Annotated in this window: 26 protein-coding genes; 7 read left to right on the forward strand and 19 right to left on the reverse strand. The window is 39.1% G+C overall.

Going from position 1 to position 26216, the window contains the following annotated elements:
* Window position 1: 1 nt before the first annotated feature.
* The 8 genes from pstC to MKY07_RS12310 form a co-directional block, all read right to left on the reverse strand.
* On the reverse strand, window positions 2–946 hold the full coding sequence (gene pstC, locus MKY07_RS12275; RefSeq protein ID WP_008408566.1) for a phosphate ABC transporter permease subunit PstC: 945 nt from the start codon (window positions 944–946) through the stop codon (window positions 2–4).
* Window positions 947–1052: 106 nt separating this feature from the next.
* Window positions 1053–2024, reverse strand: a complete 972-nt coding sequence (locus tag MKY07_RS12280) for a PstS family phosphate ABC transporter substrate-binding protein (protein ID WP_008408567.1) — start codon at window positions 2022–2024, stop codon at window positions 1053–1055.
* 159 nt (window positions 2025–2183) lie between these two features.
* Window positions 2184–2597 carry a response regulator gene (locus MKY07_RS12285; protein WP_339262418.1) on the reverse strand — a complete coding sequence of 138 codons (414 nt, stop codon included), beginning with the start codon at window positions 2595–2597 and terminating at the stop codon, window positions 2184–2186.
* A 58-nt stretch (window positions 2598–2655) separates the two neighbouring features.
* Entirely contained in the window at window positions 2656–4866 is a 2211-nt protein-coding gene (locus tag MKY07_RS12290) for a penicillin-binding protein 2 (protein WP_339262420.1), read from the reverse strand.
* A gap of 189 nt (window positions 4867–5055) precedes the next feature.
* Window positions 5056–5499, reverse strand: coding sequence for a universal stress protein (locus tag MKY07_RS12295; protein ID WP_008408570.1), 444 nt, complete (start codon window positions 5497–5499; stop codon window positions 5056–5058).
* Between the two features lie 238 nt (window positions 5500–5737).
* Window positions 5738–6175, reverse strand: coding sequence for a DUF1801 domain-containing protein (locus MKY07_RS12300; protein WP_339262422.1), 438 nt, complete (start codon window positions 6173–6175; stop codon window positions 5738–5740).
* 286 nt (window positions 6176–6461) lie between these two features.
* A complete protein-coding gene (locus MKY07_RS12305) occupies window positions 6462–7067 on the reverse strand; it encodes a superoxide dismutase (protein WP_339262424.1) in 606 nt (201 codons plus the stop codon).
* A 242-nt stretch (window positions 7068–7309) separates the two neighbouring features.
* Complete coding sequence (locus MKY07_RS12310; RefSeq protein WP_014823406.1) at window positions 7310–7789, reverse strand: DUF456 family protein; 480 nt, start codon at window positions 7787–7789, stop codon at window positions 7310–7312.
* Between the two features lie 143 nt (window positions 7790–7932).
* On the opposite strand from MKY07_RS12310, the gene MKY07_RS12315 reads away from it, so the two are divergent.
* From MKY07_RS12315 to MKY07_RS12330, 4 genes are all read left to right on the forward strand, one after another.
* Window positions 7933–8439, forward strand: a complete 507-nt coding sequence (locus tag MKY07_RS12315; RefSeq protein WP_014823405.1) for a DUF1189 family protein — start codon at window positions 7933–7935, stop codon at window positions 8437–8439.
* A 75-nt stretch (window positions 8440–8514) separates the two neighbouring features.
* Window positions 8515–8850, forward strand: a complete 336-nt coding sequence (locus MKY07_RS12320) for a hypothetical protein (RefSeq protein ID WP_008408576.1) — start codon at window positions 8515–8517, stop codon at window positions 8848–8850.
* Between the two features lie 130 nt (window positions 8851–8980).
* The gene (ispG, locus tag MKY07_RS12325) at window positions 8981–10090 is read left to right on the forward strand and encodes a flavodoxin-dependent (E)-4-hydroxy-3-methylbut-2-enyl-diphosphate synthase (protein WP_008408577.1); all 1110 of its coding nucleotides are present in this window, start codon (window positions 8981–8983) and stop codon (window positions 10088–10090) included.
* A gap of 18 nt (window positions 10091–10108) precedes the next feature.
* A complete protein-coding gene (locus MKY07_RS12330; RefSeq protein WP_008408578.1) occupies window positions 10109–10684 on the forward strand; it encodes a nucleotidase in 576 nt (191 codons plus the stop codon).
* A gap of 78 nt (window positions 10685–10762) precedes the next feature.
* Here MKY07_RS12330 and MKY07_RS12335 read toward each other — a convergent pair whose 3' ends face one another.
* From MKY07_RS12335 to MKY07_RS12385, 11 genes are all read right to left on the reverse strand, one after another.
* Window positions 10763–11575 carry an NlpC/P60 family protein gene (locus tag MKY07_RS12335; RefSeq protein ID WP_339262428.1) on the reverse strand — a complete coding sequence of 271 codons (813 nt, stop codon included), beginning with the start codon at window positions 11573–11575 and terminating at the stop codon, window positions 10763–10765.
* Complete coding sequence (locus MKY07_RS12340) at window positions 11572–12357, reverse strand: serine hydrolase (protein WP_339262430.1); 786 nt, start codon at window positions 12355–12357, stop codon at window positions 11572–11574. The genes MKY07_RS12335 and MKY07_RS12340 overlap by 4 nt, the downstream gene beginning before the upstream one ends.
* Window positions 12358–12361: 4 nt before the next feature.
* On the reverse strand, window positions 12362–13300 hold the full coding sequence (locus MKY07_RS12345) for an LD-carboxypeptidase (protein WP_014823402.1): 939 nt from the start codon (window positions 13298–13300) through the stop codon (window positions 12362–12364).
* 3 nt (window positions 13301–13303) lie between these two features.
* Entirely contained in the window at window positions 13304–14254 is a 951-nt protein-coding gene (locus tag MKY07_RS12350) for an oligopeptide/dipeptide ABC transporter ATP-binding protein (protein ID WP_014823401.1), read from the reverse strand.
* Window positions 14247–15293 (reverse strand): ABC transporter ATP-binding protein, encoded by a 1047-nt coding sequence (locus MKY07_RS12355; protein ID WP_008407551.1) that lies wholly within the window; start codon window positions 15291–15293, stop codon window positions 14247–14249. Before MKY07_RS12355 ends, MKY07_RS12350 begins: the two co-directional genes overlap by 8 nt.
* 15 nt (window positions 15294–15308) lie before the next feature.
* Window positions 15309–16295: an ABC transporter permease gene (locus MKY07_RS12360; RefSeq protein WP_008407552.1), complete on the reverse strand. Its 987-nt coding sequence runs from the start codon at window positions 16293–16295 to the stop codon at window positions 15309–15311.
* Window positions 16295–17239, reverse strand: a complete 945-nt coding sequence (locus MKY07_RS12365) for an ABC transporter permease (protein ID WP_039967316.1) — start codon at window positions 17237–17239, stop codon at window positions 16295–16297. Before MKY07_RS12365 ends, MKY07_RS12360 begins: the two co-directional genes overlap by 1 nt.
* Before the next feature lie 177 nt (window positions 17240–17416).
* Window positions 17417–19225, reverse strand: coding sequence for a peptide ABC transporter substrate-binding protein (locus MKY07_RS12370; protein WP_087616036.1), 1809 nt, complete (start codon window positions 19223–19225; stop codon window positions 17417–17419).
* A 23-nt stretch (window positions 19226–19248) separates the two neighbouring features.
* Complete coding sequence (locus tag MKY07_RS12375; protein WP_339262436.1) at window positions 19249–20334, reverse strand: dipeptide epimerase; 1086 nt, start codon at window positions 20332–20334, stop codon at window positions 19249–19251.
* Between the two features lie 13 nt (window positions 20335–20347).
* On the reverse strand, window positions 20348–21142 hold the full coding sequence (locus MKY07_RS12380) for a M55 family metallopeptidase (protein WP_014823397.1): 795 nt from the start codon (window positions 21140–21142) through the stop codon (window positions 20348–20350).
* A 321-nt stretch (window positions 21143–21463) separates the two neighbouring features.
* Window positions 21464–22510: a P1 family peptidase gene (locus MKY07_RS12385; RefSeq protein ID WP_339262438.1), complete on the reverse strand. Its 1047-nt coding sequence runs from the start codon at window positions 22508–22510 to the stop codon at window positions 21464–21466.
* Window positions 22511–23010: 500 nt separating this feature from the next.
* Here MKY07_RS12385 and MKY07_RS12390 point away from each other — a divergent pair, with 500 nt between their 5' ends.
* From MKY07_RS12390 to MKY07_RS12400, 3 genes are all read left to right on the forward strand, one after another.
* On the forward strand, window positions 23011–23502 hold the full coding sequence (locus MKY07_RS12390) for a 23S rRNA methyltransferase (RefSeq protein ID WP_339262440.1): 492 nt from the start codon (window positions 23011–23013) through the stop codon (window positions 23500–23502).
* A gap of 100 nt (window positions 23503–23602) precedes the next feature.
* Window positions 23603–23803: a CsbD family protein gene (locus MKY07_RS12395; protein WP_008407565.1), complete on the forward strand. Its 201-nt coding sequence runs from the start codon at window positions 23603–23605 to the stop codon at window positions 23801–23803.
* 208 nt (window positions 23804–24011) lie between these two features.
* The gene (locus MKY07_RS12400) at window positions 24012–26195 is read left to right on the forward strand and encodes an EAL domain-containing protein (RefSeq protein WP_339262442.1); all 2184 of its coding nucleotides are present in this window, start codon (window positions 24012–24014) and stop codon (window positions 26193–26195) included.
* The last annotated feature ends 21 nt before the right edge of the window (window positions 26196–26216 follow it).

The following is a 26216-nucleotide window of genomic DNA, read 5'->3' on the forward strand; positions in this document are numbered from 1 at the left end:
ATTAATACTCCTCTCGGAAGCGTTTTGAAATGTAGGTTGCAAGCAAGTTCATTGCTAAAGTGAAAATAAACAATGTAAACCCTACTGCGTAAATTGAGTAGTAAATTGTTGTACCGTAACCGGCATCCCCTGTCGTTACTTGCACGATATAAGCAGTCATTGTTTGTATCGAATCAGTAAAGCCAAAGTCGAATTTTGGTGTAGATCCGCCTGCTAGTGAAACAATCATCGTCTCCCCTATTGCCCGGGAAATACCTAATACGACAGAAGCGACAATACCTGATAATGCGGCTGGCAGGACAACTTTAACTGCTACTTCGAATTTTGTCGCCCCTAACCCTAACGCACCTTCACGAATCGAACTTGGAACAGAGCTCATTGCATCTTCGGACATGGATGTGATCATTGGCAGTATCATGATTCCGACAACAATCCCGGGGCTTATTGCATTAAATATTTTCAAATCGGGAATAATGGCCTGCAAAATCGGTGTAATAAATGTTAAGGCAAAGAACCCGTAAACAATTGTTGGTACACCTGCCAGTACTTCTAAAATCGGTTTAATAATTTTTCGTACACGTTCTGATGCATATTCACTTAAATAAATGGCAGCGCCCAAACCGAATGGTACTGCTACAATAATAGCAATCAGTGTTATTTTAAATGTCCCGAATATTAATGGTAATACTCCATACAATGGCTCCTTACCTGAGAATGGCAGCCATTCTGTACCAAATAAATAATCGGTAATCGACACTCGCGTGAAAAATTCAAATGTCTCAAATATTAGTGTAAATACAATCCCAAACGTCGTAAGAACCGAAATTGTTGCTGCTAAAAATAACCCGATTGGTACTAACTTTTCGATTACTTTCTTTCCTTTGCGATTGCGCGAACGCTCGATTAATTGTTGGACACTTACTTGCTCCTGTTGTTTAAGAGCCATGTGCGAAAACTCCTTCCAGTCATCTATATAAATAATCGGTCAATTTTTATCATTAAAAAACGTGTGGGGAGGCATGAGAGCCACCCCACACTATTAAACATCGTAATTATTTTAATCCTTCTAACTCTTTTAGAGCTTCTTCATACTTTTCATCCGGTAAGCTCACATACCCTACTACTTCTGCCATTTCACCAGCATTTTCAAGTGTGAATTTCATGAAGTCATATGTAGCTTCATTGTCTTTAAGTGCACTGTTTTTCACATAAACGAAAAGTGGTCGTGATAATGGTGAATATTCACCTGATTCGATTGTTTCGTTTGTCGGTTCCACACCGTCAACAGTTACAACTTGTAATTTATCTTTATTTTCCAGGTAGTATGCGTATCCGAAATAGCCGATTGCATTTTTATCTGCTGTTACACCTTGTACTAACACATTGTCATCTTCAGATAATGTGGCTGTTTTAACAATGTCTTCACCGTCTAAAATGACTTCATCAAAGTAATCATACGTACCTGAGTCAGAACCTGGTGAGTAGAATACAATTTCTTCATCCGGCCATGAAGGATCAATATCAGACCATTTTTTCGTAGAACCATCTTCAATCCAAATCTTCTTTAATTGGTCAACTGTTAAATCTTTTGCCCAAGTATTTTCAGGGTGTACAACTACCGATAAACCGTCGTAAGCAAGTTCAAATTCTGTATATTCTACTCCTGCGTTTTTAAGCTCTTCCATTTCAGTATCTTTGATTGGACGAGAAGCGTTTGAGAAATCCGTTTCACCATTGATGAATTTTTCGAATCCGCCGCCTGTACCAGATACACCAACTGCTACGCGTACATCTTTTTGTACGCCCGCGTATTCTTCAACTAATGCTTCTGTAATTGGAGCAACTGTTGACGAACCATCGCCTACTACGTTACCTGTCAATTGTGCGCTGCCAGTTTCAGCTTGTTCAGTGTTTGTTTGTGCAGATGTTGATGTTTCATCATTATTTTCTTCTCCACCACATGCTCCTAAAAGAATTGCTGAACCTAGTAAAGCTGTTGATGTTAAGTACTGCCACTTTTTCATTTGTAATTCCTCCGCTTGTTTAATAGGTATTTTTCTTACAATTCCAACTATAGTCACAAATTGTTAAGCTTATATAATTCCGCAGTTAATTGAATGTAAAGCTTTGTAAATAAAAAAGACAATTTACAGGAGTTCCAGGCAAATTGTCTCATTTTCTTCTTATTGAATCTTTTTTACGCTTTTAATGTTAATAAGTTTAATAGGATGTTCTGTATAGGCTGCTTTTTCCTTTTTCGTCTTTACTTTATGTACATAAAGTAAAATGGTTTTCGCATCTTTTGGATGGGCATAGCCTTCGAACGTAGCATTATATAACACTGAACCGTCGCGCATTGTAACCGTCGCTTTTTTTGCGTCAACCAATTCTCGTAAAAAAGGATAGGCTTTAACATTCCGTTCGCGTTCGGCACGGACTAAACGGGGCTCCAGTACAAGCAGGAGCCCTTCAAAAATAACAATATAGATTACCGACATTGAAATAATGAGCCATGCCGGCAAATCCATGAATGCTAGAATCGCTGCATTACTTAGGGCACCGATGATCACAACAATATGTATTATTTTCTTTCTCATTGAATCTTCTCCTAAAAATAATCCCGTAGTCAGAAACTACGGGATTATAATTTTAATTTTATTCATTTACAGTTTCAACTTCTTCATCCTCATCCAGCTTTTCATCTGAATGCTTGATGATCGGTTTTTCTACTTTACTTGTAGATAAGCCCTCTTCTGCATATTTATTTTTCAGTTCAAAATAGGAATCTACTAATTCACGTGCTGTCAAATTCGCCTGTGGTAAATAGTTATTTGTAAAGTTCGTTGTTGCCCATGGAAAAATGACGGCATAAGCAATTTCAGGATCATCAAATGGTGCGTAGCCTACATGGACAATATTGATCGTGTTAGTTTTCCATTTATCACGCTGCGGTCCATAGTAAACTACCTCGGCTGTACCCGTTTTACCAGCAGCTGTATAATCTGCAGTTTCAAACTGACGGCGGGCAGAACCATTTGCCCCGAAGTAAACTCGGCGCAGACCTTCTTGTACATGTTCAATTTCTCCTTGGCTGTTTTCGATTTTGTTTAAAATTTTAGGTGCCACTTCTTCCACAACTTGCCCTAAATACTCGCCATCTTTAGAAGGGTTGCGTATTTCTTTTAACATGCGTGGTTGAATGCGGTAACCACCGTTTGCAATCGTTGAAATATATTGTGCCAATTGCATCGTTGTATACGTATCAAACTGGCCGATCGCCAAGTTTAATAGTTTTACATCGGTATCCGGGTCTGCCTGATAGCCTGTCGATTCCCCAGGAAGGTCGATCCCCGTTGGCACACCTAGTCCAAACTGAGCATACTCATTTCGCATTGTCTGCAATGTACCCGGAGCTAAACTAAAGCGCATACCTGGTGAATACGTACGGCCGCCAATACCCATCGCAATTTTGAACATATAGACGTTTGATGAACGTTCCAATGCCGTTAAATCATTCAGCATGACACTACCAGTCTTATTGAATAAAGTATTCAGTGTAATATTCCCGATTCGCATTGGTGAATCGAGCATAACCGTCCCCGGTTTAATAACTCCCTCATTGTAGCCCATTAAAACGGTTGCTGCTTTTACAGTTGACCCTGCTTCATATGCTGAAGTGAATGTACCGTAAGAATAGTCAACAATATAAGGTTTGCCAGTGTCTTTATCTTTTTCTATTTTCTTGCCGACTACAGATAATAGCTCTCCGGTTTTTGGACTCATTGCAACTAAAAATCCGCGGTCCAATAATTGAGAACCACCTTTAGCTTTTAATTCCAATAAATACTTCTCCAAAATTTCATCAGCTTTTTGCTGCAGTTCCACATCGATTGTTGTTACTAAATCTTTGCCGGGCTCCCCTGCGAAAGTCGTCATCGTTTCAACTACTTGGCCCTTTTTATTCGTTATGTTTTTAACGACTGATTTTTCACCTTGCAAAATTTCTTCATACTGTGCTTCAAAATAACTTTCCCCAACACGGTCGTTCCGAGAATAATCACGTGCTAAATAAAAATCCAGTTTCGATTTAGGTACACCTTTGCTTGGTACCGTTGTTCGACCTAAAATCGCTAATGGAGATAATCGTACGCGTTTCCAATCGGTTGTCGTATTCACACCAGGCAGATCCGCCAATTGTTCTGAAACGCGAGCAAATTCTTCCGGTGTAACATTCTCACCTTTAATAATTTGCGGTGATAAATTATAGCCCGTCATCATTTCACGGTAAATCGCGAGAACTTCCAGGTCAAAGTCGGTAAGCTGTTCCAGTTCTTCATCTGTAATTCGATCCCGAATCCGTCGATCATACTCTTTATTGATTTCCTTCGTTTCTAATTCTTCATTTTCAAGTTGGAATTTCGTCATTTCCTTTTGTGTTACTTTTTCTTTTGCTTTTTCCGGATTCCGTAAAATCCAGAAATCTAATTTATCGCGCTGTGTTACTTTTTCTGTCGGCTGCTCGATGAGATTTGCAAGTTTTTCTGCAATTTCAAGCATTTCAGCGGATTTTGTTGTTTGCATTTTTGTATACGTAATCGCATTTTCAGGCTGATTATCAACTAAAATACGACCATAACGGTCAAAAATACGGCCACGGGGCACACTAGTATTTACCCGCACTTCCTCTGTACGCTCTAATGCACGCACATAATCTTCACCTTTTACAATTTGTATATATCCTAGACGAAATATTAGTACTGAGAACAAAACAAATATTGAAAAGAAAAGGATATTCATCCGAAAAGTTAAACTTGCCCGTTGCTTTGCCTTCGGATTTTGCTGACGATTTTGCGTAATTTTGCGCAAAGAACTCTTCCCCTTCCTTACTTTATGTATCGTGTACATGAATGTATAGTCATAGCTTTTAGTATAACACTGAAAACTCCATGAAAAAAGAGTTCAGATTTTTATTATTCATCTTTTAGACGGCTGTACTTTTATAAAGTTTCACAAAAAAGAAGCTTCACGAAAATTACGTGGAGCTTCGTCAACTTTTTAGGAATTTCTTACAACAAGAACGTCACAGCGGGCATTTCTTAATATCCCTTCCGATACAGATCCAAGGAAAAGGCGGGCTAATTCCCCTTTTCCGGTTACACCGCAAATAATTAAATCAATTTTTTCCTGCTGAGGGATATCACGTGCAATGACATGCTTAGGCGTTCCGTATTCAATAAGTTTTTTTATATTTACCAAGCCTGACTGCTGCGCTTTTTTTTCATAACTATCTAACAAATCCTTTTTATTATTCGTAATTTTTTCCGCCATATCAAAGTTATAGCCTTCTGAAAATGCAAAGGAACGGGTATCAATTACATGAACAATATACAGCTTACTTCCGACATTATTGAGTACAACTTGCACAGCTCTTCTAAAAGCAATCAGCGACTCATTCGTTTCATCCACGGCAACTAGTATATTTTTGTACGTCATGCTCATTTATTCCTCACCTCTCTTTACTTTATTCACAAGTAGCTTAGTTTAGGTGTACTTACAACTATATAAGGAAGAATAAAATATAAAAAAAAGCTCTGCAACCGAAGTTACAAAGCCTTTTAGAAAATACAATTATTAAACTGGACTACCTGCATCTTGTTCCATTCACTGGAACCATGCAAGATGTCGAGCAATAAGACAGGACGATCAAGGAAATGTGCGCTCGTTTGTCCTTCTTTATTTATCTCTGTATTTCATTTTCATAGGCAGCAATCCACTGCTCTACCGACATTTTTTTGCTCAGTTCCCCGATCAGTTCATAGGGGATATGTTTTGTCGAGGTCCAGCGAATACAGCTTTTCCCCATATTTAGTTTTGTTGGAACCGCTTCGGCATAGGCTTCCTGAAACCATTTGAGAAGTTCAGGATTACTGTAGATGCCCATATGATAAAGGCCAATATGGCGCTTTTGTGGAGCAAGGGCCAAAAACGGTAATGGTGTGTTTCGTGTTACATGATACCCTTTTGGATAGGTTGTTAATGGTACATTATATGTGATCATATTCCTATCAATTGACTTTTCAAACCCTGGCGGCAAGTTCTCATCAATCGCCTCCATTAATTTGATAAAAGCACCGTGCCACTTCTCATCAATTTGTGCAATAAATTCATCAATCATCCACTGCCGCACCCCAATTCTATTTACTATTTTGAGCGTAGCAGATAACTGTAAAAAAATACATAAAAAAACGCATGGAAGTAATGAACTTCTCATGCGTTTTACGTTTAAAATATTTTGTACCTGCCGCTTCGCTTTCGGTACAGAAATAATTAAATTTGAATGTGCAAATTTAATTATTTTGCAGCTTGGAACTTAGCTTCTACTACGTCCCAGAAGTGCTCCTGTCGCTTCGCTTTCGTCGCAAACTGGTTGTCCGTTTAGTATATAGCTACTTCTTCGCATATTATTTTGCAGCTTGGTATTTAGCTTCTACTACGTCCCAGTTCACTACGTTCCAGAATGCACCGATGTAGTCTGGACGACGGTTTTGGTAGTTTAAGTAGTAAGCGTGCTCCCAAACGTCTAAGCCTAGAATTGGTGTTTTACCTTCCATTACTGGAGAGTCTTGGTTTGGAGTTGAAGTAACAGCTACACCGTCACCTTCAACGATTAACCAAGCCCAACCTGAACCGAAACGAGTTGTTGCAGCTTTTGCAAATTCTTCTTTGAAAGCGTCGAATGAACCGAATTTTGCATCGATTGCAGCAGCTACTTCACCTACTGGAGTGTTAGAACCGCCTGGAGCGATTAATTCCCAGAATAATGTGTGGTTAGCATGTCCGCCACCGTTGTTACGTACAGCAGTTTGTTTGTCAGCTGGTAAAGCATCGATGTTAGCGATTAACTCGTTGATGTCTTTGTCAGCGTATTCAGTACCTTCTACTGCTGCGTTTAAGTTTGTTACGTAAGTATTGTGGTGTTTAGAATGGTGAATTTCCATTGTTTTTGCATCGATATGTGGTTCCAATGCGTCGTAAGCGTAAGTTAATTCTGGTAATTTGAATGCCATGATAATATTCCTCCCTGGAACAAGTAATTAATGTTGATTACAGTACTAGGTTATCAAAAAATGATTGCTCATTCAATGAAAAAAACAGTAATATTTGCATTTCAGTCTTTTGACGGAAAGGCTGCGGATTACTCGTCTCACCTGTGTTTGTAATCTTTCCTCTATTAGTGTAAGCGATACCCGATCGATTTTACAAATATTTGCTCCCCATCAATTAAATCTACTTCAATTAATAAAAGAAACTAAATAGCAATAAAAAACAAGACAATCATAATGACTTGAATAATACCTTTCGTTACCACCGATGTTAAAAATCCGACAACTGAACCAACGCCAACTTTAATCGCCTGCTGTAGATTGCTTCGTGTCACAATTAACTCGCCAATGATGGCACCGATAAATGGTCCTGCGATAATTCCGGCAAACGGTATAACAAATGGCCCGATCAATAAACCAATCGTACTTCCCCACATCCCTGCTTTTGATCCGCCGAATTTTTTCACTCCAATTAGGTTCGAGATCGTGTCTGCCGCAAATAACAGTGCAACAAATAATAACTCAATTAACCAGAACCACCACGGCAATTCGGTAAAACTGTAAAATAGCCCATAAACGATAAACCCGCCCAACAAAAATAAGACAGATGGGATAATTGGATATACTAAACCGATAAACGCAATAATAAACAGCGCAATAATAAGTGTCCATGCAATAATGTCCAACCATTTCACATCCTTTCAAATTTTCTTCTTATTATGTGTTCACAGATTATACGTAATAAACAAAGAAAAGATTCAATTTTCTATTCCGAGTTCAAATCGAATTTTTTTCATGTTACACTACCTTTGTAAAGGAGCAACCAACAATGAAAATTTCACATATGCAGTTACTTATACATAGTTTAACAAGCCCTAAAAAACTGGGCGCCTATCGAATTCTATCAATTGGAAAAGTGATGCAGTATGCCTTTTTAATGATTACCCTTATTACCGCTTTTTCATTCGGCCAATTTATCAATACAGGGACAGCCGAAATTTTCGGTTATTCGGAAATTGAACAGTATGCACAAAATATTCAATGGATTGTTTACCCGATTGCCATTGTATTTTTATTCGTACTAAATACGTCGATCTATTTTATTAAGGTAAGTTTATATGCACTTGCAGGTTTGTTTTTCGTTAGGCCGATGAGACGACGCGGTGAATATCGGCAAGTATGGCGAACAGCTGTTTTTGCAAGTACATGGGGAACATTTCTAACGATGTTCGGAAATCTGTTTATCCTCTCTCAAACTGTAGTCACGCTTAGCAGTATTTTTATTACGATGCTCTTTATAATCGTTGCCTTAACAAAATATCCGGTACAAAAATAATAAATTCTCCTTATGAATCATATAGTTTAACAATCTATTAACGAGTTAAATTGTAGAGAGATAAGGAGGATTTTATTGCGCTTTTTAATAGCTTCCATTGTGCTTTTGTTGTTTGCGTTTGTCATTAAAGTAGATTTACAGGAAGGTACGCTCCCATTAGCATCCTTTTATGCTGCTCCTCAATCATGTGAGGAAGCGGAAAAAGAAAGCTATGTAGTCGTAAAAATCCAGCAGGACGATACAATTTACAGCCTATTCTCAGCAACTCCCTCGCCTATTAAAACCACTTTTCCTGAAAGACTTGCCCAATTTTATCAACTTAACCCGCATTTGAATTTACAGCCACTTGTACCAGGAGATACTGTCCTCATCCCAATCATCTCGAACGTGAAGGAAAATTGTCTAAATTGAATTCATAATGTTTCTTCCTTGTTCTTCTTTTCATACACTGATAAAATAAGGAACAGTGACGGCTTACATATCGTTATATCTATATAGGTGATATAACCACATTAAAAGCCTGAAAAGGAGAGAATTTTTCATGAGTGAAATCGTTCACCGTACGAAAACACGTCCTGTGCGTGTCGGTAACTTAACAATTGGTGGTAATAACGAAGTCGTAATCCAAAGTATGTGTACGACGAAAACACATGATGTAGAAGCAACAGTTGCCGAAATTAAACGTTTAGAAGAGGCAGGTTGTCAGATCGTACGTATTGCAGTACCGGATGAGCGTGCTGCAAATGCAATACCTGAAATAAAAAAACAAATTAATATCCCATTAGTAGCGGATATTCACTTTGATTACAAATTAGCACTAAAAGCCATTGAAGGTGGCATCGATAAAGTACGTATCAACCCGGGTAACATCGGGCGCCGCGAAAAAGTAGAGGCAGTTGTAAATGCCGCAAAAGCAAAAGGTATTCCGATTCGTATCGGTGTTAACGCTGGTTCTTTAGAGCGCCATATCCTCGAAAAATACGGCTACCCTACTGCAGATGGAATGGTAGAATCTGCATTGCACCACATTAAAATCTTAGAAGACTTGGATTTCCATGACATTATTGTTTCGATGAAAGCATCGGACGTAAACTTGGCTATTGAAGCATATGAGAAAGCTGCACAAGCATTCAATTATCCACTGCATTTAGGAATTACAGAATCAGGTACATTATTTGCCGGTACTGTTAAATCAGCTGCCGGTTTAGGTGCGATTTTATCTAAAGGGATCGGGAATACATTACGTATTTCATTATCTGCAGATCCAGTGGAAGAAATTAAAGTAGCTCGTGAATTATTAAAATCATTTGGCTTGGCATCAAACATGGCGACATTGATTTCATGTCCGACTTGCGGCCGTATTGAAATTGATTTAATTTCGATTGCCAACGAAGTAGAAGAATATATTTCTAAACTGAATGTTCCGTTAAAAGTAGCCGTTTTAGGCTGTGCGGTAAACGGTCCTGGAGAAGCACGTGAAGCGGATATCGGTATTGCCGGTGCACGTGGCGAAGGGCTGTTATTCATGAAAGGTAAAACAGTTCGTAAAGTTCCTGAAGAAACAATGGTGGAAGAACTGAAGAAAGAAATCGATAAGTTAGCTGCTGAAATGGTTGCAAAGCGCGAAGCAGAAATAAATGCAAGCGTGTAAAGAAATGAGGTAATGGAAATGACAAACTTAAAACATCGGTTCGGCATTGATATTGATGGGACTGTCACATGTCCTGCTACATTAATTCCACATATTAATAAACAATACAATATTAATATGACGCTACAAGATGTAACGGAATATGATTTTTTAAGTGGCTTTCCACACCCTGTAGACCGCGCACAGTTTCAGGCCTGGTTTAAAGAAAATGAGCCACGAATGTATGAAGTAAGTGAGCTTGCTGCTGATGCACATCGCATTTTAACAGCATGGCAAAACCAGTATGAGCTTTATTATATTTCTGCGCGTGGAGAAAATGTTTTCGATATTACAAAAAACTGGTTTGATCAATTTAAAGTACCTTATGACCATATCGAATGTATCGGCAGTCATAACAAAATTGCCATAGCAAAAAAGCATGGAGTAGAAGCTTTTTTCGAAGACAAACATGATAATGCAGTGGAAATTGCCGAAGAGCTTAAAATTCCTGTCATTTTATTTGATACACCGTACAATCAAATGTCCGTACCGAATAACGTCATTCGCGTTAGTAATTGGGTAGAAGCAAACGATTGGATTCTTAAAAACTTTTAGTTGTACAAAACCATTTCTACAATAACCAAAAGGGTCAACTCAGCAATAATCATGCTGGGTTAACCCTTTAATTTTGTATTAAAAAATACTGCCATATTCCGTAATTGTTGTCGCCAAGTCTTCGCGGTAATTTTCATGCTGCAAGCTCAGGCTGTTTACATTGACTTCGTTTCCTCCTAGCGAGGAATGGATATACTCATTATTACCAATATACATCGCTACATGGCCAGGGAAGAAAATTAGATCCCCCGGCTTTAAATTTTCGCGTTCTATCTTTCTTAACGGGAAACCTTCCACTATTTTCGCATCTCGGAAAATATAGACGCCATTCAGCATATAGGCCATCGAAACAAGTCCTGAACAGTCAATGCCTAAAGGTGTTTTACCGCCCCAGCGGTATGGAGTTCCCATATAGCGAAAAGCCGTTTCCACAACTTGCTTGCGAAATAAAGCTTCATTTGCCGTATATACTTTAACTCGATCCTGGATCCAGGCTGACCGTACATACCCTTCTTCCCCTGTAACAAGCTGCACTTTTGCCCAAGCTGTATCAAGTCCTGCTTCCAGTACAACTTTTATAAAAGCACCCCGCATCAATGTCATGATGTTTTCACTTTGTATTTTAGGGGCTGCAAGAACATCGGCAAAGCTTTGAATAACGACATCATTCGCTTCATATACCCAGTTTACAGTAGGTTCACTTCCAATATGCAAGTTGGATTTTAATGTATAGCCTTCGTAACGGTAAAAAGTAAGGATTTTGACCCAAGTTTCATCAATTTCTTCCTGTACCTCGACCGGCATCCCATACAACACCTCATCGATTAATTCAGAATGCGTGTCAGGTTCTGCATGTAAACTCGCAATTTTTGTTTTCACTACGGCATTCAATCGGTTCCCTCCTCCTGTTTTGTAAAATGCTCATAGACAATTTTAGAAATAGCACCAATCGTTTGTCTCGCTTTATCATTATCGGTCACTTCTGTAATGAATACCCCGATAAAATAATCGCGAACTTCTAAAAATACAATTCCTGTGTCATGATCCACAGTATCGAGACCGCCTGTTTTATGGGCCATCTTCACATCGTCTGCGATATAGCGTTTGAGTGATTCGTGACTGCGCTGTCTGCTTAATATATCAAGTGCAACTGCATTCCATTCACTTGTAAGAAGCGTACCTCTATAAATTTTCCGGAAAAGCTGCTGCATATCCTGTGCTGTTGTTACATTATCAAAGCCGAGCTTTTGACGTTCAAAATCCATCATCTTCCGCTGGACCCGAGTATTATGTAAGCCGATTTCATTAAAATAGTCATTGAATGCGTCCATCCCTAATAGATCGATACATACGTTTGTTGCTGTGTTGTCACTCGTAATCGTCATCCAAAGTAACAGTTCATGCAGTGTAGCTCGTATTTGCTTCTGCTCTGTAATGACACTGAAATCGACCATGTTTTCCGGCGCAATTTTGAAAACCTGATTTAAACTGCCGTTCGTTTTTTGCAAATGAGCTAATATAGCAATGAGAATCGGCACTTTGATTATACTTGCACTGCTGAAGATTTCCTCAGCCCGATTTTTCCAGACGATTTCGTTCGTTTTGTAGTCTTCGACAATGACATGGACTTTATACGGGCATTGTGCAATGATGCGATCAAGTTGTTTATGCATCGGACTAACCTACAACCTGAATCGATCTATTCGTTGCATCGATCGTTACGGTTTTACCAAGCGGCAATGACATCGTCGGCAGCACATGACCACATGTTACATCTTTTATTATGGGAATATTCAATGGCACTAAAATTTCTTCAAATACAGCATCCAAACTTAAATTATTTTCTTCATTATTTATATCCATTGGCCCACAATCCGTCCAACCACCCAGCAAAATACCTGACAGCTGCTGGAGTTTCCCTGACAATGCAAGCTGTGTAAGCATTCGGTCGATCCGTTGTACATTCTCATCTATGTCTTCCAAAAATAGAATTTTTCCGTTCAGATCAATCTCGTATGGTGTCCCCAGAGATGCGTTGACAAGTGTTAAATTGCCTCCCACTAATTCACCAGTAGCCGTACCAGGAACAACGGTGTTCATATTCTGGCCTTCCGCATTTTCCAGGAAATAATCACTCCATCCGGTATTGGTGACACTGTTGATAAAATACGTCCATGTATAGTCATCCATTTCAGGACGAATAAATTCTGTTGACGGCATCGGTGTATGGTACGTTACAAATCCACAGTGTTGATTGAATACAATATGCAGTGCTGTAACATCACTGTAGCCTGCAAATACTTTCGGGTTTTCTTTAATCATTTCCAGATCAAGCATCGGTAAAATCCTTGTCGCTCCATAGCCCCCGCGAATACAAAAAATACCGTCTATTTCAGGGTTGCGGAACATGTCATTCAGTTCTTTTGCACGCAGATTATCACTGCCTCCAAAATAACCGTGTCGCGCTCTGCACGTTTCTCCTACTACTACACGGAAACCCAACTTCTCCACTGCCTGGATTGCAAGCTCGATACGGTGTTCCGGTGTTGCTCCGGATGCACTGATTAATGCTACCGTATCCCCTTTTTTCAGTGACTTCGGAATTATCATTGCCATCGTCTACACTCCACTTCCGGCAAGCACCGCCCGATACTGTGCCTGCTCTTCTTGATTGGCCAATACGAAATGTCCCTCTTCAATTTCAACAAATTCAGGTGGATCCATTTCATACTGATGGACAGTCGGATCATATACTTGCAGCTTTTTTCTTCGTTCCTTTAGCGGATTTGGTTCCGGAACGGCTGACAGCAATGCTTTCGTATATGGATGCAGCGGATTGTTGAACAGCTTTTCCGTTTCACCCAGTTCAACGATTTTCCCTTTATAAATGACCGCCGTACGATCTGTAATAAAGCGGACAATTGACAGGTCATGAGCGATAAATAAATAGGTCAACTCACGATGTTCCTGTAAGCTGGACAATAAATTCAATACTTGAGCTCTAATGGAGACGTCCAGTGCAGATATCGGTTCATCCGCTACGATAAATTCCGGTTCCATGACGAGCGCTCTGGCAATACCGATCCGTTGACGCTGTCCGCCAGAAAACTCATGCGGGAAACGTGAGGCAAATTCCGGCAGCAGTCCGACTTCCAGTAATGCTTTTTTTACTTTATCTATCCGCTCCTGTTCATTGCCGTACCTTTTATTATTAATCAGGCCTTCCGAAACAATATAGTCAACCTTTGCCCGCTCATTTAAAGAAGCACCGGGGTCCTGGAAAATCATTTGAATCTTTTGGGTAATTTCATGATCCCAAGCGCTGGTAATACGACCATTGATCGGTTTACCATGGAACAGAATTTCTCCGTTAGTTATCGGATTAATGCGCATAATCGCACGGCCGATCGTTGTTTTTCCTGAACCGGATTCTCCAACAAGCCCGAATGTTTCACCTTTATATATATCGAAGCTCACATCATCTACTGCTTTGAACTGCTTTTTCCCTTGTCCAAAAACGATATCAATATTTTTCACTTCAATGAGTTTTTCTTTACTGTTTTTAGTCATTTGCATATTGTCTCCCTTCTGCAAAAAAAGCTTGCAACACTTCAGGGGGTTCTACTTTCGGTGCTTTTGGATCAAGGAGCCATGTGCGTGCATAATGGGTATCCGTCACTTTGAAAAAAGGCGGACGTTCAACGAAGTCGATTTTCAGTGCATATTGATTCCTCGGCGCAAACGCATCGCCCTTGATTTCTTTAAATAAATTCGGCGGTGTTCCTTTGATTGAATATAATTCCTCGCCCTTATTTCCCAATTGAGGGAGTGAAGAAATTAAAGCCCATGTATACGGATGTTTTGCATCGAAAAATACTTCCTCAGTTTGTCCAACTTCAATAATATCCCCGGCATACATAACTGCAATCCGGTCCGCGACTTTTGCAACAACTCCCAAATCATGGGTAATATATATTGTCGACAGCAAATATTTCTCCTGTAAATTGGTTAACAGCTGCAATATTTGTGCCTGGATCGTTACATCGAGTGCAGTTGTCGGCTCATCACATATCAAAATTTGCGGGTTGCAGGCAACAGCGATCGCTATCACAATGCGCTGACGCATACCGCCGGAAAATTCATGCGGGTATTGCTTATAGCGGCGTGCAACATCATGAATTCCTACATCACGCAACAGCTGTAATGTTTTTTCATATGCATCATTTCCTTTTAACCCTTGATGCAGCACAACGCTTTCCTCAATTTGTTTTCCGATAGTTTTCAGCGGATTAAGGGAGGTCATCGGGTCTTGTGTAACCATTGCGATTTTTTTGCCGCGAACTTTCAGCCAATCCGCCTCTGTTTTAAATTTCGATAAATCATGGCCGTCAAAGTGAATTTGTCCATCTGCAATATAGCCGTTTTTATCAAGCAGACCCATAATTGATTTTACTAATACTGATTTCCCTGAACCTGATTCCCCTACAATTGCAAGACTTTCCCCTTTATATAAATCGAGCGAAATATCACGGATAGCCGTCAAAGTTTGTCCACGCAGTTTAAATTTTATGACTAGATTTTCGATGGATAATATTTTTTCCTGTTCCATATAACGCCCTCCTCTTTAAACGTGATTTTTCGGATCTGCCGCATCGGCAAAAGCATTCCCGATAATATAAAAGGCAATCGTTATGACACTCAGCACGATACTTGGGAAAATTAGCTGATAACGTAAATCCGGTGACATCATCAATACTCTTCCTTCGTTGATCAGATTTCCTAATGATGGCTCACTTACCGGCAATCCGAGGCCGATATAAGTTAAAAATACTTCCGCACCAATTGCTGCTGGCACTGCTAAACTCATTCGCAGCATAATGACCGAAATTAAATATGGGAGCAGATTTTTCAGTATAATTTTATAGCCGGGTGTTCCTAATGTTTTAGAAGCCAGATTGTACTCCCGGTCACGCAGTATGACAATCTGGTTTCGCAGGAAGCGAGCCATTTCAACCCAACCGGTTATACACATGGCAATAATAATCGTCGATACGCCAGGTCGCAAAATATACGCCATTAAGATCAGCACAATCGTTGTCGGAATATTATCCACGATATTGTAAAGCTGGGTGATCGGTGCCTCGAGTTTTCGAGAATAGCCCCATAACGCACCAACTGTAAAACCGATCAGCACTTCAATAATCGCTACAGCAAAACCGATAAATAAGGATGTCCTTGTCCCTTCCCAAATTCTGGACCATAAATCCTGACCGATGGAGTTTGTCCCAAAAATATATTCATCATTTGGAGCAACATTCCGGTCCTGCATTCCAGTGTCCGGATTCAAATAAATTTGAGTCGGTGATTTTTGATCTGGTAAATAAGGTTGGACGAATGTAAATGCGATCAATACGATGACAAATACAAGTAAAAAAACAGCAATTTTATTTTTACTAAAGGAGCGGAAGGTCGAACGCCAATAAGAATAATTGGAATAAGCTGTTTCTTCCGCTTTTGCATCATCGACAGCGGCAAAGTCAAACATCTGATCATGCAGCTGTTCTGTTGATTTTTCCGAAATATTCTGAATCTCTTTCGTGAAAATTCCCATTAGCGTACACTGTCCCCTTTCCCTAGTTTAATTCGAGGGTCAACAATTGCCATCAGTAAGTCCCCTAAAATTAATCCAATAATCCCTAGTGAAGAAAATACAAGCACTAAACCTTGTACGACATTGTTGTCCTGGCGCTGAATCGCATCTACAAGCAATCCACCCATACCTGGAATCGAAAATAATGATTCAATATAAATCGAACCGGTAATCGTAAATAAAATTGTTGCCGGTAAATATTGAGCCATTGGTATAAAGGCATTTCTCATCACATGGCGGAACATAATCGTACGCTCTGTCACACCTTTTGCCCGTGCCAGCTTAATATAATCCTTGTTCAGCTCATCCACCATATAGCGTCGCATCCACATTGCATATGACGCAATCGGACCAAGCGCCAAACAGATTAACGGTAAAATAAAACTCCGTGGATTGTATTCATCAAACAGCATCGGCAAGTTGAACCATTCTGAAATATACATTTGAATCATGAGGAAATACACCATCGCCGGTACTGCTACAACAATAACAATATAGCCTGTGCCGAGCCGGTCGAGCCAGCGCCCTTTAAACTGGGCCATTAAAATGCCCAACGGTACCCCAACTAATAATGAGAGTGCTACAGCCCCTAATCCAAACAAAATGGAATACATCATTTTATCTTGAATAATGTCAAGTACTGGTACATCTGTACGGTATGTAATCGATTTCCCTAAGTCGCCTTGAATAAGGTTAACGTAGAAGTTTTTTAATTGGACTAATAACGGATCCCGTAAGCCAAGATTTGTTAAATAGATTTCCTGTTGTTCAGGCGACATTTTTTCTGCTGCTGCGCCTAGATAGCCTTCGTCAGGCATTAATCGTAACAGGGAGAAAACTATTGTAATGATGATGAATAACGTCAATATGGATTGCGCGAATCGTTTCGCAATATACTTTACCAAACACGTTCCCTCCTCAGTAATCAATTCCTCGGCGTATTGACGTCCGGATCGGTTTGTCGCTAGCGCCCTATACTTATTGAATCCGTGACACCTACAAAAATGAGGCATAAAAGCAGAAAGGAGATGCAGAAACATCCTGTCATCTCCTAATCTAACTCCATTTAAAATGCCTACGTATTAATTAGAAGTGTTTGCTAAAGCTTCCGCACGCTCTTTTTCCCATGCCTCTTTAGCAGACTTAAATTCTTCATTACTCATTGGCTTTTCTAGGATAGACTGACCTTTAAACTTCTCGGATGTAACACCAAATGGCGAATATTGTGATTCAAATGGATTTAACTTTGAAGCAGTGTAACCGCCGCCGCCTACAGCGTACGGAATAACAAATGCTTCCTCAATTAAAAATGCCTCTGCCTTTGCAAATAGCTCATAACGAACTGCCGGATCTACTTCTGCTTTTGCAGCTTCAACCAGCTTGTTATATTCACTGTTATAACCTTCTGCCATTTCCGGCTTGTTATATGTTCCGCCCTCTGTAAATGGATCTGTATACGTTGACGGGTCAGCAAAGTCAGGACCCCAGTTTGCTTCGATCATTGAGAACTTACCAGGGCGACGTACTTCCCCAAGGAATCCTGTCGCAGGACCTGCATATAGTTCCACATCGATGTAATCAGCACCTAAAAGGTTTTCAAGCTGCTGTTCCACTACTTGTGAGCGGTTTGCCCATTCTGGTGAACCAGAGTTGTAAGGTAATAATACCTTTACAGGGAATGTTGCTTTACCAGCTAATGCTGCCAATGCCGCCTCTTTATGCTCAAGAGCTAAATCTTTGTTGAATGAATCTGTTTCTGTAATTGCTTTTAGTGGCTCAAGCATTGTGTAATCTACACCTTCCACATCCACAAAGTTCTTCGGTGTAATTGTATTTGACAATAAGTCCTGTGGATTGTAAGGCTCAATCGTTAACATCGCTGATACACGGTCAAGTGCATGATAAAGCGATTTACGGAAATCTTTATTATTTACTGCTACTTTCCAGTTTTCAGGCTCATACTCTGCATCATATTGCGGATCAAAGTTTAATGCATAGAAGTATGTGTAGAAGTTATTAGTATTTTGGCGTACTAAATCTTTTTTGTCGTCACTGTTTAACCATTCATCCAAAATGGATGTCGGTATTAATGCACCATCAATCTCATCGCGTAGGAACAGTTCAGGTGCAACAGTTGCCGCTTCCTTATTGTATTTATAGCGAATACGATCGATTTTCACTGTTTCTTTATCCCAGTAAGCGTCGTTTTTCACAAGTACACGCTCATTCTGAGGTTCGAATTTATCTAAAATATATGCGCCATTATATAAAATATTCTCACGAGTCGTTCCGAAAGCATCACCTTTTTCAGCTAAGAACTCCCCATTCACAGGGAAGAAACATACATAATTCAGCATCGATAAAAAGTATGGTGTCGGCGCTTCCAATGTGTATTCAAGTGTCGTTTCATCGATTGCTTTAATACCTACTTGCGAGAAATCCGTTACTTCGCCGTTGTAGAAGGCATCGCCGTTTTTCACGACTGTTGCAATCCACGCTGTCGAAGATTCGTTTTTCGCATCAAGCACATAATTCAAACCATCTACAAAGTCCTGTGCAACAACATTTTCTACATCTTTTCCTTCATGGTCTACCCACTTTACATCATCACGAAGTTTGAATGTCCATACAGTCGCGTCTTCATTGGATTCCCAGCTTTCGGCTAATCCAGGCTTAACTACTCCATATTGGTCATATTCTATTAGACCTTCTACTAAGTTTGCAGATAATGCAAATTCATTTGTTTCTGCTGTTTTTAAATAATTCAGTGTCTTAATTTCTCCGGAATACACTGTTCGATATTCTGATGTTTCACCAGAATCGGATGAATCCCCACAAGCTGCTAATACAAGCACAAACATACACAGTAACGCTAATAAAGATTTCTTCAACTCATTTCCCCCATTTCTCTTTTCTATCTGGCTAAGTAAGCCTCTATTAATAACCCGATACCGGGAGCATCGGTCATCTGAATATTCTCCCCTTCGAAAATCGGCCCCCCTTCAATTGGATCTTCACTGCACAAACTTGGTCCATCTAAATCGACCATTGTGACATTTTTGTTCGCTGCTGCAAAATGCGCAGCTGCACTGACACTAATTTTTGTTTCAAGCATACAGCCAATCATACAAGCGACACCATTTGCCTCTGCAATCTGGTTAATTTGTTGTGCTTTTGAAATACCCCCCGTTTTCATCAGCTTAATATTTATTAAATCCGCGGCCCGCTTTTCAATGACCTCGATCGCTTGCTTTGGAGAGAATACACTTTCGTCTGCCAGAATATTTGTATACGTATTGCTCGTAACATACTGCATGCCCCTCACATCGCTGTAATGTACAGGCTGTTCAACGAGCTCAATATCTGCCCCTTTATCTTCAAGCTGATTAATGATTTTTACAGCTTCTTTTGCTGTCCACCCTTGGTTGGCATCAACTCTTAACGTAATTTCCGGACCAACTGCTTTTCTAATTGCCAGAACACGTTCCACATCTTCAGCCGGGGTTTTGCCGACTTTAACTTTTAAAATGGAAAATCCGCGTTTAACAGCTGCTATACTGTCCTTCACCATTTCATCCGTGTCATTCACACTAATGGTGATGTCCGTAGTAATATTTTTTCGGTAGCCTCCAAGCAATTTATAAAGCGGGGCATTATACTGTTTTGCCCAGAGATCATAAAGTGCAATTTCCACCGCCGCTTTAGCGCTCGTATTGTGATAGAGACATGCATCGACTCGTTGGGATAGCAGCGCAATTTCATCAATTTCAATTCCAATAATAGCTGGTGCAATGACTTCTTCTATTGCATAGCGGATCGAGGAAATAGTCTCTCCGGTAATGACATGTGTCGGCGCTGCTTCCCCGATACCGATTAGACCATTGTCGGTATAAATAAAGACGACGATATTTCGAATACTATGTACTGTGCGAAGTGCTGTTTTAAACGGGGTAATAAGTGGTGCCTCGACCAGCCCCACCTCAACCTTTGATATCTTCATAAATTCACCTGCTTTATGTTAAAAATTGTAACAGTCTCAACACCTCGAAATAATCGGTTGTTTTGAACTGGACTGTATTATGCGGCTTAAATGTCGCGCCCGGATAAAACGAATTCCGGTATGCTTTAATATGATCCTTATAAATAATTTCTACGGTAAAATGCTTCGGCAATTCAATTTGAAGCTTTGTTCGGTCAATCTTCATTGATTGTTCTACAAGATATTTCGTCTGTTTCAATGTCGTTTGCGGACTTACATTAATTGTTGCATGACCGACTCCTTCTTTTGTCGCGAATGTGACAATTTGGTCATTGTAACGGGCGATATGCTCCGTTAATGCCTGATCCCCGCTAACAAAAGCAACCGGCACATCATGCAGTGCAGCTGCATATGTATTGATTAAGAATTCACTTGCATATTCCCCGTTTATTTTGACATCTGCCAATAAGCTCAGTGTATGTGCAAGCGGGTTCTTCTCACTGCCGCCTTCACTGTGATAGCCAATAAAAATCGCACGGTCAAAACTGCTGTCCAGTCCCGCTACCATGCACATCGGCTCTTGCGTCCAACCGCGTATGATTTTTACGTTTTCTGGCAAGTTTTCAATAAGAATATTTCGACCGGAGTCATGTGCATCTTTCAGTAAAATTTCTGTGGCACCGCCTGCAAATGCGCCTTCGATTGCCGCCAGCACTTCTTTTGTCATCTGTTTTTGAAACTGTGCATAATCCGGAGCGTTAAGTTCGGTTTCACTCCAAACCGTTGTGCCCGTAATCCCCTCGATATCCGCACTTATATATACTTTCATTTATTTAGATACCCCTTCCATTTATCATTAAATTCATCAGTGCAGAATAATATTTTTAAAGATTTAGATTTTTCTGTCTTTTATTTATAATCTATAAAATACCATACTTATTTCGATTGTGGAAGTTTTTTCTAATAGTTTTCAAAATAAAAAAATAAATATTCTAAACGCGAAAGCCTTTGATAAATCACACTATTTGTTAATTATTTAAATCATATTATCCCAATAGATATTATATTTTCATAAGAAAAAAAGCCTTCTACATAGGAACTATATAAAAGACTAAATAGAGCTATTAAGTTTACCTAACGAAAAAATACATTATTCGACAAAATTATAGCTTTGGACTGTATGATTATTTCGCCCAGTTGTAGTTGCAGCTTGTGACAAAGAATTGAGGATCGCTTCTTCTGTCGCTTCGGCAGCTGCCATAAATAATGTGTTCATGACGTCATGATCTTCTCTTAACTGGCGGCGACTTTCCTGTTCTCCCTCAAATTGATGCTGCACTGTGCGGGCTGTTGTAAAGCCAATGACAATATCTCCGCTTCCATGGGAAAAGTGGCTGCCGGTTCTCCCTAACCCTATCCCGCAACGCTTTATAACTCGTTTCAACTGGCGGCTACTTAATGGGGCATCTGTCGCCATTACGATCATAATAGAGCCGTCTGTCGGACTAATTGTCGATTCCCTATTTTCAGCAGTAACCTTATATCGGTCTGTTAAAAATTCACTCGCCTTTCCAAAGTTACTCAATACAAGGCACCCGACAGTATATTTTTGACCTCCCCGATCTTCAACAATGCGGGAAGAGCTACCAATCCCGCCTTTATAGCCAAAGCAAACCATACCTCTTCCTGCTCCGACAGCGCCCTCTTCTATTTCATCTGTTTTAGCTTGCTGTATTGCTTCAATTGCATGCTCAGCTTTAACAGGAAAATGGCGGATGGAATTTAAATGACTATCATTACATTCCCCGACAATTATATTGACTGTCCCCGTCGAAATTCCTATCTCTTCGTTTTGTTCAAGTAAATATTGAAGTGTCCCCTGTGCTACATTCGGCACACCGAATGTATTGGTGAGCATGATTGGCGACTCAATTACACCAAGTTCATCTACTTGAACGAGACCAGTTGTTTTCCCGAAACCATTTAGTATATAGCTGGCAGCTGTCACCTTTTCACGGAAAAGATTGCCGCGATGCGGTAAAATAGCTGTTACACCAGTACAGGCCACATCACCTGAATTATTTAACGGATAATTCAAAGTTACATGCCCGACACTCACACCTTCAATATCTGTAATGCAGTTTTTATCCCCTGGAGGCAATTGCCCAATTGTTATCCCCATTTCACGTACTTTCATTGTTTGTTCTCCTTTAGTAACTATTGTATAGATTTATCGTAAACAACTTTTTCCAAAAAGAAAACAGAAAAAAGACACGCTCCCGATTAGGTCGTATCTTTCCGTCGTGTGAAAGGGTTTGAGTTTCTTTATTTCACAAAATTAAATTTCCAAAATTCCTCTTGTCCAACGATCCACAAAGCTTTCAAAAGTAATGCCATATTTGTTATACACTTCATGATAAACAAAGTAAATTCCCAGTTTGTCTAGCAATTCATCATTAATCCGCATTAAGATCACTCACTTTCGATTATTTAGATGATGGACTATTCAGCGCCATGCAATTCATATCTATTCTAATCATGCCCAGAGTGGCGAACGTTATTCATGACCAATCAGTCTCTGAATATTCGACTGATTATAATCTGTTACAATTTTTTCACAATCTGTTTAAAAATCCGGGCGAATCTTTCATCACAATTTAGTAAGATGAATGCAATGACAGCATTGGAGGGAATCTAATGAGAAGATTTAGTTTAGTACTATTAACTACAATTTTAATGGCTGGATGTGGTGATACGGTAGCGGACATGAAAGAGGCGGCGGCAGGTATTAATACAAAAGCAAATGAAGCAGCTTCAGCGATTTCAATCGATGTCCATTCCATTCGAGCAACTGAAATTGAATTCGACAATCAAACTTTTACTATTAACGATTTATTTAAGACTATATTACGCGATGTGCAATGGGATTATGACGATAACAGAGAAACACCGCAGTTAAAAATTACAGGTACTTGGCAAGATAACGGCTTATTTGCCACACATTCATTTACTGCTAGCCAAAAAGAACTCTTAAAAGAAAATGGCCAAGTAGAAGTCTTTCTTTCATTTAAAAATGACAAAATGGATGAATCCAAAACAAAAGTATCCATGCATATGAATGGACAGACACTTGTAAACGAAGACGGTCAGGAAATTCTTCATCACTTTTATAAAACCTACATACATTAAATGCCTTTAGATTGTTTTCATTCAAACTTTCTATCCACTTTGTTTAGTAATAATACATGAGGGAATATAAATAATATCTAAACTTTGAGGAGGTCATAGTATGTCAAACGGATTTACAGATAAACTAAAAGGTGCAGGAAATAAGATTAAAGGTGAAGTAAAAGAAGAAATCGGTAAAAATACAAATGATCCATCTTTACAAGTAGAAGGTCAGCGCGATCAGCTAAAAGGCGAAACTCAGGAAAGAGTTGCTGATGTCAAAGATAAAATTACAACAAAAATTGATGAATACCGAAAATAATGTTTAACGACCGAAACTAGTAAATTTCATATTTACTAGTTTCTTTTTTTTTTGCGTTAAAATAGTTAATAAACTCTATTTTCCCGCCAAGTACTTTAGAATCAATTAAAAGGAATATTTTTATATTAATATAATCTCACTTTAAATTTATAGGAATTTTGGTATACTTTAGTTAAAATACACATTACTTTTTAAAGGGGAAGTTAGAATGACCATAGATCAATTTATACCCCTATCAAAAGACCGATTATTTAATTGGCTAAAAACCTTAAGTAACCAGCTTTCGAAAGGATCGCTCATCATTGATGTAAATGATGAAAATTTACCTATTTTACATGCTAATTCACATTTTTTAAAACTGACCTCATTTAAAATGAATGAATTGCTCCATCAAAATATCAACATTTTCAATGGTCACAGAACGAATCAAACATCAATCGAAGAATTAAATTTACATTTAAAATCAGGCGTAGCAAAAAAATTTACGATTTTGCATTATATGAAAGAAGGTTCCGCTTTTTGGAATTCGATTACCCTTCATCCGATTCGAAATGAAGACAATGTCATTCAATATATTTTAATAACATGTGAAGATACAACAGAAGCAGAGTTAAATAAAATGGTTTATAAATTGGAGCATGAAGTGTATGAAGCAATCGATCATGAAGACAATCTGCAATCGATTTTAAATTTAATTACGGAGAAAATTGAACTTTTCTATATTCGCGATGTATATTGTGCCATACATATTTTCAATGAAAATTGTGAAGTCAAATCGTTAGGCACACATTCTTTACCATTGCCGATTATTAATGAACTCGATATATTGGAAATTTCGCCTAATACAGGTCTGAATTCGAATGCCGTTTATTTAAAGGACTTTGCAGACAAAGACCAGCATAAAGCACTTTTTAACTATTGGAATCTTAACCATGTTCAAGGCTCATGGACAAAGCCTATATTAACACCTCACAATGAAGTAAGCGGCATTTTGACCCTGTTCAATCAAGATGCAACGGAGTTAAAGCAAATCGATATCAATTATTTAAACCGATTGGCTCTGCTGATTCAATTAGCCATTAAATATGCTGAACAAAAAATCGAGCTTAGCAGACTTGCCTTTTTTGATGTTGAAACAAATTTACCAAACCTCCATTATTTTAAGTCTGAATTATCAGAATTAATTAATGCCGGTCGCTCAGGAATGGTCGCCATCCTCCATCCTACTGAGTTTAATAAGGTCGTTGATTTATATGGAAGGAATGCTGGTGCCGATATACTACGTCAAGTAGCAGATCGTATGCAAGTTTACTTTCCAAATGGTGATGCACTCATTTCACGATTTTCAAATTCGCTCATTTTAGGAAAAGTAAACGAAAGTGATTGTTTCCTTGCCTATAATCAGCATCTCGAGTCTTTGACACAAATGCCTTATAAAATCGACGGAAAAGAAATCTATATAACATTAAAAATCGGTTATACAATCTTTAATCAGTCAATGACAGTCGAACAGAGCATACATCAGGCGGATATTGCCTTATCCAATGCACAGAAGCGTACTGGGACGAGCTATTCTATATATGAAGATAATAGTACTAAACAACTGACTGAAGAAATGGATATCCTCAATCAATTGGCTTATGGGCTTCAACATGAAGAGTTCGAAGTTTATTTGCAGCCTAAAATTAACTTCCAAACAATCGAAGTGGAAGGTTTTGAAGCACTATCTCGCTGGAATTCAAGCAAACTCGGGTTTATTTCGCCGGTAAAATACATCCCGATCGCAGAACAAACCGGAAAAATTAAAGCGATTGATTTACTGAATTTCAAACAGATCCTTATCTGGCTTGAAAATCGTATGAATGAAAATAAAAAGATTTTACCGATTGCACTCAATATTTCGCCGGACCATTTTTACGACCCGGATTTCCTGGAGAATATAAGAAATATATTCTATCAATATAATGTGCCTCCTCATTATATTAAACTGGAAGTAACCGAAAGCATTGAATTGGTAGATTTTAAAAAAGCAAAAGAGATTTTGAATCAACTAAGACTAATGGGCATCGAATGTTCGATTGATGACTTTGGAATTGGCTTTTCATCATTAAGCTATTTACCACAATTGCCCTTTTCAGAAATTAAAATTGACCGCAGCTTCGTCAGTTCAATGAATGAACCTGGAATGTATGCAATCGTACAAACAATCATCCAATTGGCTAAAAATATTGAAATGCGTCCCATTGCTGAAGGTATTGAAACAGAAGAACAGCTGGCAATGCTTCAACAACTCGGCTGCCCTGCTGGTCAAGGCTATTATTTTTATAAACCGATGTCCATTACCGAAGCAGAACAATTACTGGACACACAAAAAACAGCTGACGAGAAGTAATTCACTTTCCGTCAGCTGTTT

The sequence above is a fragment of the Solibacillus sp. FSL W7-1472 genome, assembly GCF_037969775.1.
Taxonomy (GTDB): domain Bacteria; phylum Bacillota; class Bacilli; order Bacillales_A; family Planococcaceae; genus Solibacillus; species Solibacillus silvestris.